The sequence below is a fragment of the Gilliamella sp. ESL1225 genome, assembly GCF_058502635.1.
Genome location: NZ_CP196358.1, coordinates 485,349 through 505,443, shown reverse-complemented (window position 1 = coordinate 505,443; position 20,095 = coordinate 485,349). Strand labels below are relative to the sequence as shown.

General features: G+C 35.5%; 15 protein-coding genes. 10 read left to right on the top strand and 5 right to left on the bottom strand.

Annotated elements, in window-relative coordinates; all coding sequences use genetic code 11:
* The first annotated feature begins 2 nt into the window (after positions 1–2).
* Positions 3–755, top strand: a complete 753-nt coding sequence (gene trmD, locus ACSYSW_RS02220; protein ID WP_491704906.1) for a tRNA (guanosine(37)-N1)-methyltransferase TrmD — start codon at positions 3–5, stop codon at positions 753–755.
* A 31-nt stretch (positions 756–786) separates the two neighbouring features.
* Positions 787–1,137 (top strand): 50S ribosomal protein L19, encoded by a 351-nt coding sequence (gene rplS, locus ACSYSW_RS02215; protein WP_491704907.1) that lies wholly within the window; start codon positions 787–789, stop codon positions 1,135–1,137.
* Between the two features lie 118 nt (positions 1,138–1,255).
* Here the strand turns inward: rplS and ACSYSW_RS02210 are convergent, their stop codons facing one another.
* Positions 1,256–2,569 carry an MFS transporter gene (locus ACSYSW_RS02210; protein ID WP_491704908.1) on the bottom strand — a complete coding sequence of 438 codons (1,314 nt, stop codon included), beginning with the start codon at positions 2,567–2,569 and terminating at the stop codon, positions 1,256–1,258.
* 270 nt (positions 2,570–2,839) lie between these two features.
* Between ACSYSW_RS02210 and ACSYSW_RS02205 the strand changes: the two genes are divergently transcribed.
* The 5 genes from ACSYSW_RS02205 to mpl all read left to right on the top strand — a co-directional run bounded on the left by ACSYSW_RS02205 (position 2,840) and on the right by mpl (position 9,172).
* Complete coding sequence (locus ACSYSW_RS02205; protein WP_491704909.1) at positions 2,840–3,880, top strand: tagatose 1,6-diphosphate aldolase; 1,041 nt, start codon at positions 2,840–2,842, stop codon at positions 3,878–3,880.
* Between the two features lie 200 nt (positions 3,881–4,080).
* Positions 4,081–4,980 carry a site-specific tyrosine recombinase XerD gene (gene xerD, locus ACSYSW_RS02200; RefSeq protein WP_491706116.1) on the top strand — a complete coding sequence of 300 codons (900 nt, stop codon included), beginning with the start codon at positions 4,081–4,083 and terminating at the stop codon, positions 4,978–4,980.
* Positions 4,981–5,009: 29 nt separating this feature from the next.
* Complete coding sequence (dsbC, locus tag ACSYSW_RS02195) at positions 5,010–5,705, top strand: bifunctional protein-disulfide isomerase/oxidoreductase DsbC (protein WP_491704910.1); 696 nt, start codon at positions 5,010–5,012, stop codon at positions 5,703–5,705.
* A 235-nt stretch (positions 5,706–5,940) separates the two neighbouring features.
* Positions 5,941–7,677, top strand: coding sequence for a single-stranded-DNA-specific exonuclease RecJ (gene recJ, locus ACSYSW_RS02190; RefSeq protein ID WP_491704911.1), 1,737 nt, complete (start codon positions 5,941–5,943; stop codon positions 7,675–7,677).
* Between the two features lie 109 nt (positions 7,678–7,786).
* The gene (mpl, locus tag ACSYSW_RS02185; protein WP_491704912.1) at positions 7,787–9,172 is read left to right on the top strand and encodes a UDP-N-acetylmuramate:L-alanyl-gamma-D-glutamyl-meso-diaminopimelate ligase; all 1,386 of its coding nucleotides are present in this window, start codon (positions 7,787–7,789) and stop codon (positions 9,170–9,172) included.
* Positions 9,173–9,280: 108 nt separating this feature from the next.
* Here the strand turns inward: mpl and ACSYSW_RS02180 are convergent, their stop codons facing one another.
* Together ACSYSW_RS02180 and ACSYSW_RS02175 are read right to left on the bottom strand one after the other, a co-directional pair.
* On the bottom strand, positions 9,281–10,648 hold the full coding sequence (locus tag ACSYSW_RS02180) for an L-serine ammonia-lyase (RefSeq protein WP_491704913.1): 1,368 nt from the start codon (positions 10,646–10,648) through the stop codon (positions 9,281–9,283).
* Positions 10,649–10,757: 109 nt separating this feature from the next.
* Positions 10,758–12,059, bottom strand: coding sequence for a serine/threonine transporter (locus ACSYSW_RS02175; protein WP_491704914.1), 1,302 nt, complete (start codon positions 12,057–12,059; stop codon positions 10,758–10,760).
* Positions 12,060–12,275: 216 nt separating this feature from the next.
* On the opposite strand from ACSYSW_RS02175, the gene proS reads away from it, so the two are divergent.
* Both proS and bepA read left to right on the top strand, forming a co-directional pair.
* A complete protein-coding gene (gene proS / locus ACSYSW_RS02170; RefSeq protein WP_491704915.1) occupies positions 12,276–14,006 on the top strand; it encodes a proline--tRNA ligase in 1,731 nt (576 codons plus the stop codon).
* A 123-nt stretch (positions 14,007–14,129) separates the two neighbouring features.
* Entirely contained in the window at positions 14,130–15,587 is a 1,458-nt protein-coding gene (gene bepA, locus ACSYSW_RS02165; protein ID WP_491706117.1) for a beta-barrel assembly-enhancing protease, read from the top strand.
* A gap of 183 nt (positions 15,588–15,770) precedes the next feature.
* On the opposite strand, the gene ACSYSW_RS02160 is transcribed toward bepA, so the two are convergent.
* A complete protein-coding gene (locus ACSYSW_RS02160; RefSeq protein WP_491704916.1) occupies positions 15,771–16,829 on the bottom strand; it encodes a 3-deoxy-7-phosphoheptulonate synthase in 1,059 nt (352 codons plus the stop codon).
* Positions 16,830–17,190: 361 nt separating this feature from the next.
* Positions 17,191–18,270: a 3-dehydroquinate synthase gene (aroB, locus tag ACSYSW_RS02155; protein ID WP_491704917.1), complete on the bottom strand. Its 1,080-nt coding sequence runs from the start codon at positions 18,268–18,270 to the stop codon at positions 17,191–17,193.
* A 123-nt stretch (positions 18,271–18,393) separates the two neighbouring features.
* On the opposite strand from aroB, the gene ACSYSW_RS02150 reads away from it, so the two are divergent.
* Positions 18,394–20,052, top strand: coding sequence for an NAD+ synthase (locus ACSYSW_RS02150; protein ID WP_491706282.1), 1,659 nt, complete (start codon positions 18,394–18,396; stop codon positions 20,050–20,052).
* The last annotated feature ends 43 nt before the right edge of the window (positions 20,053–20,095 follow it).

Here is a 20,095-nt window from a genome sequence, read left to right as displayed (position 1 = left end):
TTATGCGGATTGGCGTTATTAGCCTATTTCCTGAAATGTTTCAAGCAATTACAAGCTATGGAGTAACAGGTCGAGCGGTCAAAAACGGGTTATTACACGTTGAGTATTGGAATCCTCGCGATTTTGCGTACGATAAGCATAAGACTGTCGATGACAGACCTTATGGTGGTGGACCAGGGATGTTAATGATGGTGCAACCACTAAAAGATGCAATAAGTGCAGCAAAAGTGGCTTTGGGTGAAAATACAAAAGTTATTTATTTATCCCCGCAGGGGCGCAAACTGGATCAAAACGGGGTGCGTGATTTATCAAATCACGATAAGTTAATTCTTATTTGTGGGCGATATGAAGGTATAGATGAACGCTTAATTCAAAGCGAAATTGACGAAGAATGGTCAATTGGCGATTATGTATTAAGTGGTGGCGAGTTACCCGCGATGACATTGATTGATGCAGTTGCTAGGTTTATTCCTGGTGTGTTACATCATGAATCATCAGCAGCAGAAGACTCTTTTGCTAATGGTTTACTTGATTGCCCTCATTATACAAGACCTGAGGTGTTAGATGGTATGGCGGTACCGGACGTATTAATGTCAGGTCACCATGAAGCGATTCGCCGCTGGCGATTAAAACAATCGTTAGGACGAACTTGGTTAAGAAGAGATGATCTTCTAACAAATCTAGCTCTGACTGATGAAGAGCAATGTTTATTAGATGAGTTCAAATGTGAATATCATCAAAAACAAAGCGACTAATATAGCAGTTAACTAGCAAAGAGAAATGACTATGAAAAATGCAATTATTCAGCAAATTGAACAAGAACAAATGAAAAAAGACATTCCGTCTTTCCGTCCGGGTGATACCGTTGAAGTGAAAGTTTGGGTTGTTGAAGGTAACAAAAAACGTCTTCAAGCTTATGAAGGTATTGTGATTGCAATTCGCAATCGTGGTTTACATTCTGCTTTTACCGTTCGTAAAATTTCTAATGGTGAAGGTGTTGAACGTGTATTCCAAACTCACTCACCTATTGTTGACTCGATTTCTGTAAAACGTCGTGGTCAAGTGCGTCAAGCTAAACTTTACTACCTACGTGAATTACGAGGTAAAGCTGCACGTATTAAAGAACGTCTTAATTAATATAATACGCCAAGCTATCAGACTTAATGCATAGGGCATAAATCCCTTTTAAGTCAATACGGTCACTCATTGAGTGACCGTTTTTATTTATGTTGATCTTTATTAAAAAATAACCTATCTAAGAAAGATCTGCTGCCATGTAACGTTTATAGCGTTGATGAATTAATAAAAATAACGCGATAGCTATGCCCAGAGAAAATAAGCCTAATACATAAAAGATGGCGGCATATTTACTGAAGAAATGAGTCAATAATGAAATCAATGGTGGCGTTAATCCACCTGCAATGGCATAAGACATATTAAACGAGAAGGAAACCCCACTATATCTTACATCTGTCGGAAAAGCGCGTACCATAAAATAAGAAAAAGATCCGACAATGCCAATACCTAATCCTACTAAAGGGTAAGTAAGAATTAGCAAATGGGGATAATTAAGTGACCAATAAAATGCAATGATGGTGAAAGCAGCAATGATGCAGCCACATAGCATGACTTTGGGCATTGAATAATGATCCATTAATTTTCCATAAAAGGTACAACTGATTATTAATCCAATAATAGTCAATAAATTGCCATGAAAAGCATCATTAGCGCTAAAATTAAAGCTACTTTGTAAAAGTCCAGGCATCATTAACATCATAACCATAATGCCGCCTGACAAAACCCAGGTTAATAACATCGATAAAATCGTTTGTGGTATATAATCCGTTAAAACTTTCATAATCGGTAATTTACGGTTAGATTCTTGTTGTTTACGGTTTTGCATAGCTAAAAAAATCGGAGTTTCTTTAAGCCAACGACGTAAATACATGGCGATAAAACCAAAAATGCCCCCTAAAATAAACGGAATTCGCCAACCATATTCGAGCATATCTTCGGGACTTAATATTTTAATAATTTGTGAAGAAACAAGAGAGCCAACTAAAATACCTAAGCTAAGACCACTCGTTAAAATCCCACATGCAAGTCCAATTCTATTTTTGGGAACATGCTCAGCAACAAATGTCCAAGCACCAGGCACTTCGCCTCCAACAGCTAATCCTTGGCATAAACGCATTAAAAGTAGAAGTAATGGAGCAAAAATCCCTATCTGTTCATAAGTTGGTAAAAAACCAATAAATAGTGTTGGGAATGCCATTAATAATAGACTGAGCGTAAATATTTTTTTACGACCTAAGCGATCACCAAAATGCGCCATGACAATACCACCAAAGGGGCGTATTAAATAACCGGCAGCAAAAATAGCAAAAGTTTGTACTTGAGCTAACCAGCTAGGCAAATCACTTGGAAAGAATAATTTTCCTATATAAGCGGTTAAGAAAACAAAAATAATAAAATCATAAAATTCTAATGCACCGCCGAGCGCAGATAAACCTAAGGTTTTATAATCTTGGCGAGTAAGTTGACGTTTTAAAGATATTGTATTTGACATAACTACCTTGTAAATATTTTTTTACAAATTAAGTGCTAAGTAATTTACACTATACAGTAATCATTACTGTAATAAAAGTAATCATCGATAAAAGAAATTTTTGTGAACGATATTAAAATTTTTATGGTCAAGGGACTAAATGACGATAAATTAGGTTGATATTAAAATAATATGTTTTCCAAATTTTTTCTGATGTATGATGAATTGTTGTAAATAGTTGTCAATAGCAATGACATTATCTAATTAAAATTAAAAGTGGAGATTTAAGAGATGACTAAAAAACGTATTTCTCGGGGAAAATTTAATCGATTACAACAATTATCAAATAATGATGGTGTGATTTCGGCTTTAGCAATCGATCAACGTGGATCGATGGTTAAAATGATGCAAGATGCTGTCGGAAAAGAAAATTTTCATATGGACATGGTTTATCAATTTAAAGAACTCGTCTCTCAAGAACTCACTAAATATGTCAGTGCAATTTTATTAGATGAAGAATATGGCTTTAAAGGAATTGAGAAAAAAAATCCTAATGCAGGTTTAATTTTATCGTATGAAAAAACAGGCTATGATGCCACTCAAGCAGGACGATTACCAGATTTAATTCCTCAAGACTCATTACAAAGATTAATTAAAAAGGGCGCCGATGCGGCTAAAGTGCTTGTTTATTATAATCCAGATGATCCAAGTGATATTTTAGATAAGAAGCATGCTTTTTTAGAAAGATTAGGTGATGAAGCGCGTTCAGCAGATATTCCTGTTTTTGTTGAACCTATTGTTTACGATAATGTAATTACCGATGATAAAAGTTTAGAATTTGCAAAGATTAAACCCGAAAAAGTCATCAAAACCATTCAAGAATTCACTAAAGATAACTATCATATCGATATTTTAAAAGTCGAAGTACCTGTTATTTTTAAAAATGTCGAAGGGTTTAACGAAAATAACCCTGTTGCTTATTCACAAAAACAGGCTGCTGATTATTTTAAGCAAGCGAGTGATGCGGCAACACGCCCATTTATCTATTTATCTGCAGGTGTGCCAACAAAAACCTTCCATGATGAATTAAAATTTGCCGGTAATGCAGGCGCAAAATTTAGTGGTATTTTAGGTGGGCGCGCAACATGGTTTGATGGTGTACAAGCCTACGCTAAAGGTGGTAAAGAAGGATTACTTCGTTGGCTAGATACAACTGGGCGTGAAAATGTGGAACATCTTAATCAGATAATGAAACAATATGCTACACCTTGGTATAGTATTTATGGTGGTTTAGATAATATTGATGTTTTTGATATTAATTTAGCAGATTAGTCGATTTATTCGAACTCATAACCTCGTTTCTTAAGCGAGGTTATATTATTTAATTCTTTGCTTTTATGCCACACACATAATAATAAAAAAGGTTAAACTAACCAACATTAGAAATCAATGTTACTTCAATGAGTATTAAATTAATGACTGAAAAATCACAGCGTGTTAAACCCTCTAAAATTATGTTATATCAAGATAATATTGATCCACAGAATAAAATGCTGATTGAACAATTTTTAGATTCTTTATGGCTTGAGCGCAACTTATCAGAAAATACCATTGCTTCTTATCGATTAGATTTGTTTACATTAAGTTATGCTTTAATGCAGCAAACGGTAACATTATTAACCTGTGAATCTTTGAATTTACAGCATTTTTTGTTAGAACGCGTTGAAAAAGGCTATAAAGCATCAAGTTCAGCAAGGTTATTAAGTGCCATCAAACATTTTTTTCAATTTTTATACCGTGAAAAGTATCGCGATGATGATCCGTCGGCGTGTTTATCTTCACCTAAATTAGCTAAAAAACTACCTAAGGATTTAACGCAGTCACAAGTTGAAAATTTACTGGCAGCACCAAATACGCAAGATCCGATTGAATTACGTGATAAAGCGATGTTAGAAGTATTATACGCAACGGGATTGCGTGTTTCTGAATTAGTAAATTTAGAAATCAGTGATGTTAGTTTACGTCAAGGTGTTATTCGAGTTATTGGTAAAGGAAATAAGGAAAGATTAGTCCCATTAGGTGAAGAGGCGATTTATTGGCTCGATTATTTTTTTAGATTTGGTCGTGATGCCCTTTTGTCACAAACCACTATTGATGTGTTGTTTCCTAGCCGGCTTGGTAAAAAAATGACACGTCAGACTTTCTGGCATCGGATAAAATATTATGCGATACTGTCAGACATAAATATCGAAGCACTTTCTCCACATGTTCTTAGGCATGCTTTTGCAACTCATTTGCTTAATCATGGTGCCGATTTACGTGTCGTGCAAATGCTCTTAGGACATAGTAGTTTGTCCACAACTCAGATTTATACGCATGTTGCGACAGAACGTTTAAAACAGTTACATAGTCAGCATCATCCACGCGCGTAAAATTGTATTTTATAAAGGATATATTATTCATGAAAAAGTTAGTTTCTGGTTTAGTTTTAATTTCTATGTCAGTTTTTGCCAGTGATGCCGACATAATCAAATCTCTTGAGAAACTTGGTTATAAGGCTAATGAGGTAATTGTCCAAAACTCTGAAGTAAAAGGAATTAAAAGCGTATCGTCACCAGATGGTTTATTTTATATGACTGATGATGGTAAATACTTGACTTCAGGTCCTATTTACAAATTAGACGAAGGTAAACCTATGAATATTGCAAATCCTCATAATAAAGAGTTAATTAAATCCATTGCGAAAGATGCGATTGTATTTAAGGCGCCTAAAGAGAAATACATAATTTATGTTTTTACTGATTATACTTGTCATTTTTGCCAAAAATTGCATGAAAACATTAATGAATATTTAGATTCAGGTATTTCTGTTCATTATTTTGCTTTCCCTCGTGCGGGTCTTGATAGTGATGTGGCAAAAAATATGCAATCGATTTGGAGTGCCGCTGATCCTAAAGCTGCCTTTAATGATGCTTATAAAGGATTACCGATTACCCCAGCCTCTGGCAAAAAAGATTACGTCGGTGAACAATATACAGTTGGTAATAAGTTAGGTATTACGGGTACGCCGGCTATTTTTTTAAGTGATGGTCAGCTTATTTCGGGCTATGTTCCTGCTGATAAATTAGTAGAAATATTATCGAAAAGTTCGAAATAAATAATATCTGAAAATAGGATAATGCATAGTCATTATCCTATTTTGATCATAAAGACTAATCTTTCGAATTTTACGTAAATATCTCATTAACTCAATTGAGTTTAAAAAATTTTTGATATGATAATTCATTATAAGATGATCGTTAATTAATACCGTTATCCATTATTTTAAAATGAAAATTTATCATTGAGCGTTAATTTGTACTAAGTAAGTTTTAGATGCTAATTAAATAACTATGAACGTAATTAATTTACAACAACGACAGCTACCTGACGTTTTTCCTACTTTTTCAGGTGATATTCCTCCTTTATTGCAGAAAATTTATGCGTTGAGAGGCGTTAAATCAATGCATGATCTGGATTATACAACACGAAATTTATGCAATTTTAATCAGTTAAAGGGAATATCTTCAGCCGTTGATCTTCTTTACTCAGCAATCAGTCAACAAAAAAAAATCATAATTGTCGGCGATTTTGATACAGATGGAGCAACCAGTACGGCTTTAGTTGTTAAAGCGCTTAAAAATATGGGGTGCAAGTCTGTAGATTATCTTATTCCTGATAGATTTGAAGATGGTTATGGTTTAAGTATTTCGGTCGTTAAAAAAGCTATTGCAAAGCAAAATGAAGTACTAATTACGGTAGATAATGGTATTTCAGCTAATGAAGCGGTTGAATTTGCTAAACAGCAAAATTTAATGGTGATTATTACCGATCACCATTTAGCACCTGAAGAATTACCGTGCGCGGATGCGATTATTAATCCAAATCAAGCAGATTGCACATTTAGTTCGAAAAATTTAGCCGGGGTTGGCGTTGCATTTTATTTTATGTTGGCGTTAAGGGCTAAATTGAGGCAAGAAAATTGGTTTACTAAAAATGGCATAACAGAATTTAATGTTGCTTCATTACTCGATCTTGTCGCATTAGGAACAATTGCCGATGTCGTTAAATTAGATACGAATAATCGTATTTTAGTTCACCAAGGGCTTAATCGTATTCGTTCTAATTATTGTTGCGTTGGCATTAAAGCCTTATTGAATGTGGCAAAAAAAGAGCCGATCAGCCTTTCATCAACCGATTTGGCTTTTTATATTGCTCCTCGCCTAAATGCAGCAGGTAGAATGGACAATATGTCACTTGGTGTTAAATTATTATTGAGCGAAGATGAAAATGAGGCATTAGCCATTGCTCACGATTTGAATTTGCTTAATTTGGATAGGAAAACGATAGAACAGACAATGCAACAAGAGGCAATGACTTATATTAACCAAATCGAAAAAAATAATTTGGTCATTCCTAATGGTCTTGTGGTTTACCATCCAAAATGGCATCAAGGCATTATTGGTATTTTATCATCACGAATTAAAGATAAGTATTATCGACCAGTCATCTCATTTGCTGCATCTGAAAATGGTTTATTAAAAGGTTCTGGGCGTTCAATTGCAGGTGTGCATTTACGCGATATCCTCGATGAATTAGATCAAACTCACCCACATTTAATTGTCAGTTTTGGCGGTCATGCTATGGCAGTGGGTCTCACTATTCATGAACAGGATTTAGATATTTTTTCTGAAAGTTTTAAACAATTGTTAGATAAAAAGTTGTCGCCAGAAATCTTACAAAAAAAAATTGAAACCGATGGGGAAATTGCTAGCGAAGATTTAAATTATATGGTTGCAAAGCAGTTGAAAGAAGCAGGTCCATGGGGTGAAGGATTTGCAGAGCCTCGCTTTGAAGGCGAGTTTATTGTTCATCAACAAAAACTCATAGCCGAAAAACACTTAAAATTAGTGTTAGAATCTAAAAACGGCGGTGCAATTATTGAGGGTATTTATTTTAATGCGAACAGACAATTATGGCCCGATTATTCGGTTAAACAAATTAAAGCCGTTTATTATCTTGAAGTTGATGAATTTCGCGGCAATCAGGCGGCAAAATTATTTATCCATCATATCTGGGCATTAAAATAATTTAATTTCTGTTATTGAATGTGCTAATTTAACCTCTATAATTCATAGCTTGAAAGACGTTGAAAAATTAATATAATTTAGCTTAATTAAATAAATTTAAGGATTTCATTTGCGTATACATATTCTTGGCATTTGTGGCACCTTTATGGCTGGTATTGCATTAATTGCACGATCATTAGGTCATCAAGTTACTGGTTCAGATAAAAATATCTACCCTCCAATGAGTACTCTTTTACAAAAAGAAGGGATAACTATCTTAGAAGGTTATGATCCTTCGCAATTGGAATTAATGCCTGATTTAGTCATTATTGGTAATGCGCTATCACGTGGTAATCCTTGTGTTGAATATATTTTAGATCACAATATTGATTATATTTCTGCACCACAATGGTTGCATGATAATGTCCTAAAAAATAAATGGGTTATTGCTGTTGCTGGCACACATGGTAAAACGACAACAGCAGGAATGATGAACTGGATTTTAGAAAAGCAAGACTATCAACAAGGATTCATAATTGGTGGCGTTCCTGGCAATTTTGAAATTAATGCTCGCTTAGGTGACGGTAATTTTTTTGTGATAGAAGCTGATGAATATGATTGTTCATTTTTTGATAAGCGTTCTAAATTTATGCATTATTGCCCAAGAACTTTAATTTTAAATAATCTTGAATTTGATCATGCTGATATTTTTGATGATTTAGCGGCAATTCAAAAGCAATTCCATCATCTCGTCAGATTAGTCCCAAGCCAAGGACAAATTATTATGCCTCAAGACGATATTAATTTAAAACAAGTAATAACAAAAGGCTGTTGGAGTGAGCAAGTATTAACTGAATCTGAAAACGGTTGGCATGCTAAACGTATTAGTGCTGATGCCAGCCACTTTGCGGTTTATTTAAAAGAAGAAAAAGTTGGCGAAGTGGAATATTCATTGGTTGGTGAACATAATATGCATAATGCATTAAAAGCCATTGCTGCTGCTTATAATGTTGGTATCACACCGCAAGATGCCTGCGCGGCGTTAACGACGTTTGTCAATGCAAAGCGTCGCCTTGAATTATATGCTGAAGTAAACAATATTCAAATTTATGACGATTTTGCACATCATCCAACGGCCATTTTGGCAACGTTAGAAGCATTACGTAGCAAAATTGGAGGTAATAATCGTATTTTAGCTGTTATTGAACCCCGATCTAACACGATGAAACTCGGTGTGAGTAAAGATGAACTTGCTCCATCATTAGGTCGTGCTGATGAAGTCTATATTTTTCAACCTGAACAGTTGCCATGGTTAGTATCTGATGTGACAGAAGCATGTATACAACCGGCGTTTTGGTCAGGTGATATTGACCTTTTAGTTGAAATGATTACGCGCTCAGCCAAACCTAGTGATACTATTTTAATTATGAGTAATGGAGGGTTTGGAGGAATATCAGATAAAATTGTAGCGAGTTTACAAAAACAAAGTTTAAGTGAACAGTTAAAATCTGAATAAAAAGCAACTAATAATAAAAAAGTTCATTGCACGGATCTTTTAATATAGAATTTTTGACAAAAACACGTATTGCTAAATCCAATACGTGTTTTTCATTAGTTAATCTAATTAATTACAATGTACGGTTATAGCTAGCCCGCCTTTCGACGTTTCACGATATTTTTCATTCATATCTTTACCTGTTTCATACATTGTTTGTATAACTTTATCTAAAGGCACTTTAGCAAGTGTTGTACGTCTTAGCGCCATGCGTGTGGCATTGATTGCTTTAACGGCTGCGATAGCATTACGTTCAATACATGGAACTTGTACTTGACCACCAACAGGATCGCAGGTCAGCCCTAGATTATGCTCCATGGCAATTTCAGCTGCCATGCAAACTTGGGTAGGGTTTCCACCTAATAGTTCAGCTAACCCGGCTGCAGCCATTGAACATGCAACGCCGACCTCACCTTGACAGCCCACTTCAGCGCCCGAAATAGAAGCATTTTTCTGATAAAGTTGACCAATAGCGCCACATGTTAAGAAAAATCGCATATAGAGTTCTGAATCGAGCGGATGAATAAACTTATTATAATAAGCTAAAACCGCCGGTATAATACCGCAAGCACCATTAGTAGGTGCTGTGATAACTCGACCGCCTGCCGCATTTTCTTCACTCACAGCTAACGCAAACATATTAACCCAATCAATAATAATCATAGGATCATCAACAAACTTATCTTTTGTTGTCGCTAATTGACGATAAAGTGAATAAGCACGTCTTGGTACTTTTAACGCGCCCGGTAATAACCCTTCTGTCTGCATACCTCTATCGATACAATCAAACATAGTTTTACCAATATCATTAAAATAGGATTCTATTTCCGATTGGCTATGTATAACTAGTTCATTTTTTAGGATAATTGTAGAAATTGATAATGAATTTTCCGCACAGTGCTTAAGGAGTTCTTCGGCTGAATTAAATGGATAAGGTAAGGCAACGGCATTATGATTTTCTAATCCAAATTCTTCTTCAGCAACGATTTGTCCACCGCCTATTGAATAATAGGTTTTTTGTAGAATAAGGGTATCATCTTGATAAGCACTTATCGTTAAACCATTTTCATGTTTTGGCAGAAATTCACTATGTAACAACAGATTTTGTTGAATTGGAAAATCAATTTCATATTTGCCTTGATAAATAGGTAAGCGATGTGTTTCTTTGACATTATTAATAAAACCTTCAATTCCGTTAATGTCAACTGTATCTGGTTGTTCACCAGCTAGGCCCATAATGATGGCAACATCTGTTTGATGTCCAATGCCAGTTAAGGATAACGAGCCATAAACATCAACAATTATTTTAGTGATAGACGGCATTTTACCTTCATCAATAAGAAGATCGATAAAACGTTTAGCGGCTCTCATAGGTCCAACAGTATGAGAACTTGAAGGGCCTATACCGATTTTGAAAATTGAAAATACCGAGCTCATATTTTTCCTTAAAATTAATTCGGTTCTGATGATTTTTATGAGTAATTATTCAATAAAAATCATCTAATTTAATTAATAACAAATGGTAATACTACCTAAATTATCAAGTTTATACTAAATTGTAAATGGCAGCTGAAATCGCAATAAGTCCCATAATAGTAATGAAAGTATTGCTTAATTTACCACGATATTTAGCTAATATAGGTAATTTATGAATAGCATACATTGGCATTAAGAATAATAACATTGCAAGTATTGGTCCACCAAGTGATTCGATTAAACCTAAAATACTTGGATTTAATGTTGCAATGATCCAAGCGGTTATCAGCATAAAAATCAGCGCAATACGGTCAAGGTTCTTTTGAGAAATTGTTTTATTATTAGCACGTAATGCTTTATTAATAATACCATTAAAACCTTCTTTTCCACCTAAATAATGACCTAAAAATGATTTAGCCATAGCAATAATTGCAATTGGAGGTCCAATATATTCAATGACAGGTGAGTTAAAACGGTTAGCTAAATAAGTTAAAGTTGAAACATTTTGAGCTTTCGCTTCTAAAAGTTCAGCTGGGGTTAAGCAAAGTGCACAACTAAATACAAAAAACATAACGGTCACAACCATCATTATATTGCTAGCTGCAATTATTTGGGTACATTTAGTGCCACAAAGTGCCTCACCATATTCTTTACGTTTAGCAACCGCTAATGAAGAAATAATAGGTGAATGGTTAAATGCAAATACCATAACAGGTATAACTAACCAAAGCGTCATTAATATACTGCGGCTTCCTTCACCCGTATTGGTGAATGAAAATTCAGTAAATATTTGCCCATTCCATTCAGGAATCAAAAATAATGCTAAGATCATTAACACAGCGATAAACGGGAAGACTAACATTGACATCACTTTAACGATTAATGCTTCACCGAAATGAACAATACCCATAAGAAAAGCAATTAAAAGAAACGATAACAGCACACGTGGTGGTGGTGTTATGGAAAGTTGATGAATTAGAAAGTTTTCAACAGTATTTGTTATACCGACGCTGTAAACTAATAAGATAGGGTAGATAGCAAAAAAATAAAGAACGGTTATCCAATTACCGGCAGTGCGTCCAAAAGCTTCTTCGACAACGACAGTAATATCACTATTTTCACTTTTGCCAGATAATACAAAACGGCATAACGCGCGATGAGCAAAAAATGTCATTGGAAAAGCTAACACTAACATAACTAATAATGGGATTAAACCACCAACCCCCGCATTAATTGGTAAAAATAAAACACCTGCTCCAATTGCTGTTCCATATAAGCTTAACATCCATAACGTATCACTTTTACGCCATTTAGATTGATTAGATGCGGGTTGTTTGATAGGGCTTGTATTGACACGTTTTTCATTGTCCATAATAACTCTCTCCAAAGTTCAAAAAAACGCGCACATAATAACAACATTGCATATAAGCCCACGTGACTAAGATCACATAATCGGATTTAGCTAAGTGATATAGATCACATTAATTAACTAAAGGCAGCATATATTTCTCTTTCGAGATAAGAAATAGCCTGATAAACTAACGATTATTTTATTATTTACCCTTAGAACAAAATATCAGGAATGATTATGCGATCAAGTACATATCTTCTTTCTACTTTAAAAGAAACACCAGCAGATGCTGAAGTGATTAGTCATCAATTAATGTTAAGAGCCGGTATGATCCGCAAAGTCGCGGCGGGTTTATATACCTGGTTGCCAACAGGTTATCGCGTTTTAAAAAAAGTTGAAAACATTGTCCGTGAAGAAATGAATAAAGCGGGGGCAATTGAATTATTAATGCCAGTTGTACAGCCTGCAGATATTTGGCAAGAAAGTGGACGTTGGGAACAATATGGACCTGAATTATTAAGAATCAAAGATCGTGGTGATAGAGATTTTGTTTTAGGACCGACACATGAAGAAGTTATCACCGATTTAATTCGTAATGAAATAAGTTCGTATAAACAATTACCGTTAAACCTCTATCAAATTCAGACCAAATTCCGTGATGAAGTAAGGCCCCGTTTTGGCGTTATGCGTTCACGAGAATTTATCATGAAAGATGCGTACTCTTTTCATACGTCACAAGCTTCATTACAGCAAACTTATGATGATATGTACAAGGCCTATAGTGCAATCTTTACTCGTGCTGGATTAGATTTTAGAGCGGTGCGCGCTGATACGGGATCAATTGGCGGTAATTCATCGCATGAGTTTCAAGTATTAGCTGATAGCGGTGAAGATGATATTATTTTCTCAACGGAATCTGATTATGCGGCCAACATCGAAATGGCGCAAGCATTAGCGCCAACGACGACTCGCCCAGCACCAACGCAAGATCTTAAATTAATAGACACACCAAATGCTAAAACTATTGAAGAGCTGGTTGCTCAATTTGATATCCCTATCGAAAAAACCGTAAAAACGTTAATTGTAAAAGCCGATAAAGAAAGCGGTCACCAACTAGTTGCATTAATTGTTCGAGGTGATCATACCTTAAACGAAATTAAAGCTGAAAAATTATCATTAGTTGCAACCCCCTTTGAATTTGCAAGTGAAGATGACGTTAAAGCTGTGATTGGTACGGGCTTTGGTTCATTAGGTCCAGTTAATTTACCGATCCCAATGATTATTGATAGGGATGTCGCAGTAATGAGCGATTTTGCTGCGGGCGCTAATAATGATGGCAAACATTATTTCAATGTTAATTGGCAACGAGATGTTACTTTGCCAGAGGTTGCCGATATTCGTAATGTGGTTGAAGGCGATAAAAGTCCAGATGGTAAAGGCACATTATTAATTAAACGCGGCATTGAAGTGGGGCATATTTTCCAATTAGGTACAAAATATTCAAATGCGATGAAAGCAACCGTACAAGGTGAGGATGGGCAAAACCATGTAATGACTATGGGATGTTATGGTATCGGGGTAACCAGAATTGTTGCTGCAGCAATTGAACAATGCCATGATGATCGCGGCATTATTTGGCCTGAAGCTATTGCGCCATTTAGCGTTGTGATTATTCCGATGAATATGCATAAATCTGAAAAAGTGCAAGCGACTGCCGAAAAACTTTACCATGATTTACAAGCGGCTGGGATTGACGTGTTATTTGATGATCGTAAAGAGCGCCCAGGAGTGATGTTTGCTGATGCGGAATTAATTGGTATTCCTCATATGATTGTGATTGGTGAGCGTAATCTTGAAAACGGTGAAATTGAATATAAACATCGTGCAGCGGCAGATAAACAGTTAATTAAAGTGACTGATATTCTTGATTTTATCAAAAAAATACAGCATAAATCGCCTGTTTGCTGAGAATGATTAAGTCAATGCACTCAAATGTGTTGTAATTAGCTGAATATTTCGATTTTAATTGAGATTTTCAGCTAAAATTTATATTGTCTTATCCAATGCGTTAATTACTGGGGTATTTAAATGATGTTAAGAAAAATCACGGCCTCTCTTATTTCAGTATTATTAATAGGGCAAAGTGCGATTTTTACACCCGCTTATGCAGATGCGAGTAATCTTCCCGATATGGGTATTATTGCTTCATCAACTTTAAGCATTGGTCAAGAAATGGAAATGGGGGATTATTATGTACGTTTATTACGAGATAGTGCGCCAATCATTGATGATCCTCTTTTAAACCAATATATCAATTCAATAGGACAAAAACTGGTCAAACAAGCCGAATCCGTACAAATGCCTTTTCATTTTTATATTATGAAAAGTAATGTATTAAATGCATTTGCATTTTTTGGCGGCAATGTCGTTATACATTCAAAATTAATTTTAGATACAGATAATGAAAGCCAACTTGCCTCAGTAATGGCACACGAAATTGGCCATGTAACTGAGCGACATTTAGCGCGCGCGATGGAAAACCAAAATCGTAATAGTCCTTATGTTTGGGGAGCGACGTTTGGTTCGCTTTTACTTGCTTTAGCCGCTCCCGAAGCAGGAATGGCCGCTATGGCAGGAACTATGGCTGGCTCAAGTCAAAGTATAATCAGTTTTACACAGAGTAATGAACAAGAGGCTGATCGAGTTGGATTAAGAACCTTAGCTAAATCAGGATTTGATCCCTATGCTTCGGCTGAATTTTTAAATAAATTAGCCGATCAGAGCCGTTATTCAAGTAAATTACCCGAAATTTTAATGACTCACCCCTTACCCGAGAGCCGATTAGCGGATGTTCGCAATCGATCGTTACAATATAAACCCAAAACTGTGCCCTCTTCGCTAGAATATTATTTAGCTAAAGCAAGACTGGTTATTATGATTGGCAATAATAAAAATGGGGGTGATCTATTAATTGGTGATTATAAAAAATTAGCTAATCCAGAGGCACAAACAGCCCTTATTTATGCAACTGCTTTGCAAAATTATAATGCCGGAAATTACCTTGCAGCCAAAAAACAAATACAATCTTTGTTAGACAAGGATAGCAATAATATTTGGTATCTTGATTTACTGACAGATATTGATTTAGATCTCAATAACGCGAATGAAGCGGTTAGCCGTTTGCAAACCGCACTCAACAAAAATCCGGACAATGCGACATTACAGTTAAATCTTGCCAATGCTTATCTTAAAAATAAGCAGTATCAACAAGCAGTGAGTTTATTACATCGATATACTTATGATAACAATCAAGATCCTAATGGTTGGGATTTGCTTGTCATCGCTTATGGGGGACTACGTGCCCGTTCAAAAGAAATGGCTGCTCATGCAGAATCACTCGCGTTAGAGGGCGAATTTGCACAAGCCATTCAACTTTTAAAAAATGCTAAAAATCAAACGAATGGGGATCAAACACAATTATCACGATTAGATGCGCGGATTAAACAATTACAACAGTTAGAAAAGCGTTATTCCGTTTATAAAAGGTAAATATCTAGTTTATATCACTAAATTTTGATTTATAAGCTCTGTATTTATATCCTTAAAAAGTAGCCTGTTAATATGACCGATAGTCAATATTAACAGGTTATTTATTAAGTTTATTTAGTTATCAATTTCATTTGATATTCTTAAATTAAAAAAACAATCTCACAGAGTTTGCGTTTATAAGGATTACTTTACTGACTGCTGTAACTGTTCACTCATTTTGCTAAGTAATTGCTCAGTCTCTGCCCAATCAATACATGCATCTGTGACGGAAACGCCATATTTTAAATCTTGCAAAGCTTGTTCTGATGATTGGTTGCCCGCGTTGAGGTTACTTTCGAGCATAATACCAATGATGGATTTATTGCCCTCTAAAATTTGTTCCAGCACACACTGCGCCACTTTTGATTGATTACGATAATCCTTGTTAGAATTCGCATGGCTACAATCTATCATTAACGCCGCTTGTAATCCCAATTTATGCATTTGCTCCTCGCAATTTGCGATACTAGTTGCATCATAATTCGGTGTTTTCCCCCCGCGTAAAATGATATGCCCATGAGGATTACCGGTGGTATGAAGTAATGTCACGCTTCCTTGTTGGTTAATACCAACAAATCGGTGCGACATTGATGCTGATTTCATTGCATTAATTGCGACATCTAGACTGCCGTCGGTACCATTCTTAAAACCAACAGGCATCGATAAACCAGATGCCATTTCGCGATGTGTTTGTGATTCCGTTGTTCTGGCGCCAATAGCAGACCAGCTAATGAGATCGCTAATATACTGAGGTGTGTTTGGATCGAGGGCTTCAGTTGCTATTGGTAAACCGATTTGACTAATATCGATTAATAATTGACGAGCTTTTTTTAATCCTTCTTCAATATTAAACGAATTATCCATATAGGGATCGTTGATCATGCCTTTCCAGCCAACTGTTGTCCGCGGTTTTTCAAAATAAACACGCATAATAATAAATAACTCATTTTTGACCTTGTCTGCTAATTTCTTTAGTTTATGCGCGTATTCTATCGCCGCTTTAGGATCATGAATTGAACAAGGTCCACAGACAACGATTAATCGAGGATCACGTCTTTCTAGAATATCGACGATGGTTTGCCTAAATTGTGCAATTTGCTCAGTAAGATTATCATTAATAGGATATAACGCTTTCAATTGTTCAGGAGAGATTAGCGTTTGTTCATCGTTAATACGGGTATTATCCAAGGTATCTTTCAGCATGATGTTTCCTTGTTGGTTTAGAAAAGTGAGCTTAAAAGCTATTTTCTATAAATTAATATGTAAAAAATAAATTACATTGACAATCGTATGTAAACATAAAAATACATTATCGTAAATAATTTTTTATAAAAAAATGATTTAAATTAAATAATTAATAGAATATTTAAATCAGTGTTTACCAATGCATAAAGATTTTAAAATAATTGTAAATAAAATTGTACAATTTAAACTGTGATGTGATTTTTATTAACATTAATCAAAATATTTTTTTGATGAAAGTGGTTATTCATACCATAAAGCCAAATTAACAGCCATTTGCTTTAAGGCATGAATATGAAAGAGGATAAAAAAGAGAGAGTAATTAGACGCGATCAATTGCTGTGAGAATAGTGTTCTCATCGGCTTGTTCACTAACCATTGCTGCGCCTATTTTAGTCGGTAATACTAAGCGGATTTTACCGGAAAGGACTTTCTTATCGCGTAACATGTGCGGTAAATAAGCACTGGCTATCATGCTAGTGGGCTTTGTGACAGGTAATTTAGCTTTATGTAATAAATTTTTAATACGCTCAATATCTTCTTGTGGCAATAAACCTAATAAATTGGCGGTATGAGCAGCCATCAAAATACCAACACTAACGGCTTCTCCATGTAGCCAGTTCCCATAACCAAGCTCAGTTTCAATCGCATGTCCAAACGTATGACCTAAATTTAATAATGCACGTTCACTTTGTTCTGTTTCATCATTGGCAACAATCTGCGCTTTTATTTGGCAGCAACGATAAATACAATACGATAAAGCTTGAGGATTTAACTGCAATAAGTCGTCCATATGCACTTCTAACCAATTAAAAAATTCTGCATCTAAAATAATGCCATATTTAATGACTTCGGCAAGCCCAGATGATAATTCTCTTTGTGGCAATGTTTGTAAGCAATTTATATCAATAACAACAGATTGGGGTTGATAAAACGCGCCAATCATATTTTTACCGAGAGGATGATTAATCGCCGTTTTACCACCAACCGAGGAATCGACTTGTGATAATAACGTGGTTGGCACTTGGATAAATTTAATACCGCGTTGATAAGCAGCGGCTGCAAATCCAACTACATCACCAATAACGCCACCACCAAGGGCAATTAGGGTGCTATTTCGATTATGATTATGGCTGAGTAAGGTCGTTAGAATGGTATTCCATGTTTCAAGATTTTTATATTGTTCGCCATCTTTAATAATGAGTTTATCCGTTTTAACCCCCTGTTTTTGTAACATGTTCTCTAAATGATCGAGATAATAAGGTGCTATCGTTTCGTTAGTAACGATTAAAACGCGTTGATCTGAAGTTAATAGAAAAGGTGAAAATTCGGTTAAAAGATTGGCACCAATGGTAATGGGATAACTTCGTTTAGCTAGCGAAACAGTCAAGATTTTGTTCATGATGATTTCCAGATAAAGTCATTTATTTTTATTGTTTTATGGTAGCTATAAAAAGGTAGCCCTGCAACTTAGAATCATTTAAACTGACCGATAATTTTAATTTGCTCTTAATGAAGTTTTGTCATGTCGTTATCAATAGTTCTTGCTCAACAAAATTGGCGTGTTGGTGATATTGAAGCCAATACCCAACGTATCCTTGAAATTATGCAATCTTATGCATCACATGATGTGATTGTTTTTTCTGAATTAGCGTTATGCGGCTACCCGCCAGAAGATTTGCTTTTTCGCAAAGATTTCCAAGAACGCTGTCAGTCAGCTTTAAATAAAATAATAGCAAACAGTGGGCAATGTGGCGTAATTATTGGTCATCCAGAATGGCACATGGGTCACATTTATAATTCCGTCTCTGTTATTCATCATGGTAAACAAATGATAAATTATCATAAACAAATGTTACCTAATTATGATGTTTTTGATGAAAAACGATATTTTAGCAAGGGAGAAACTAACGCCGTTGTCGAATTTAAAGGGCATCATATCGGCTTATTAATTTGCGAAGATTTATGGCATCCAAAACCGATTGCGGCGTTAAAAAAAGCCAATGCAGATTTTATTATTGCCATTAACGCTTCACCTTATGATTATGATAAACACACGAATCGTTTAGATCTCATTAAGCAGCATGCTACCAATCATTGTTTACCGATTATTTATGTTAACCAAGTCGGTGGGCAAGATGAATTAGTCTTTGATGGACGTTCTTTTGTTAGTAATGGACAAGGTGACATTGTATTACAACTGGCTCCTTTTATTGAACAAAATGCCGTATTCAATTTAGAAGCGCTTTATTCGACTATTGAGATGAATTGCGCACCGCAAATAACCGATTCTTCAAATCATAAATTCTCATTAATTACAGCGAATTGTAATCAATTAGCTGTAATTTATGATGCATTAGTACTTGCTACACGTGATTATGTCATAAAAAACGGTTTTAATGGTGCGGTTTTAGGGTTGTCGGGTGGCATTGATTCAGCATTAACATTAGCAATAGCCGTCGATGCACTAGGAAAAGATAAAGTCCAAGCGATCATGATGCCGTTTCGTTATACGGCGGATATAAGTATTGCCGATGCAAAAGAAGAAGCGGATATTTTAGGTGTTGAATTTGACATTGTCTCAATTGAACCGATGTTTGATGCTTTTATGTCAGCATTATTACCATTATTTAGTAATAATCCAAAAGATACTACCGAAGAAAATCTACAAGCGCGTTGTCGCGGAGTGATTTTAATGGCAGTTTCGAACAAAAAACGCCGTTTAGTACTAACAACCGGTAATAAGAGTGAAATGTCGGTAGGATATGCCACCCTTTATGGTGATATGGCGGGTGGCTTTGATGTATTAAAAGACGTACCTAAAACATTAGTGTTTGCATTATCTAAATTTCGTAATACGCGATCGTATGTGATCCCTGAGCGAGTTATCACCCGTCCCCCGTCAGCCGAATTAGCGCCAGATCAGAAAGATGAAGATAGTTTACCGCCTTATGATATTTTAGATGCTATTTTACGAGGTTATGTCGAGCAAGATTTGAGTGTAGCACAATTGATAGAGCAAGGTTATGATGAGACGACGATAAGACGTGTAATCAAATTAGTTGATATCAATGAATATAAAAGGCGCCAATCTGCCGTTGGTCCAAAAATTACACCGCGAAACTTTGGTAAAGGACGACGTTATCCAATGACTTCTGCTTTTGGATTTAAAAATTGGGGTTAGGCTAGAGTTAGTCTGTGTTTAATTTCCGCCGTAATTGACAAAA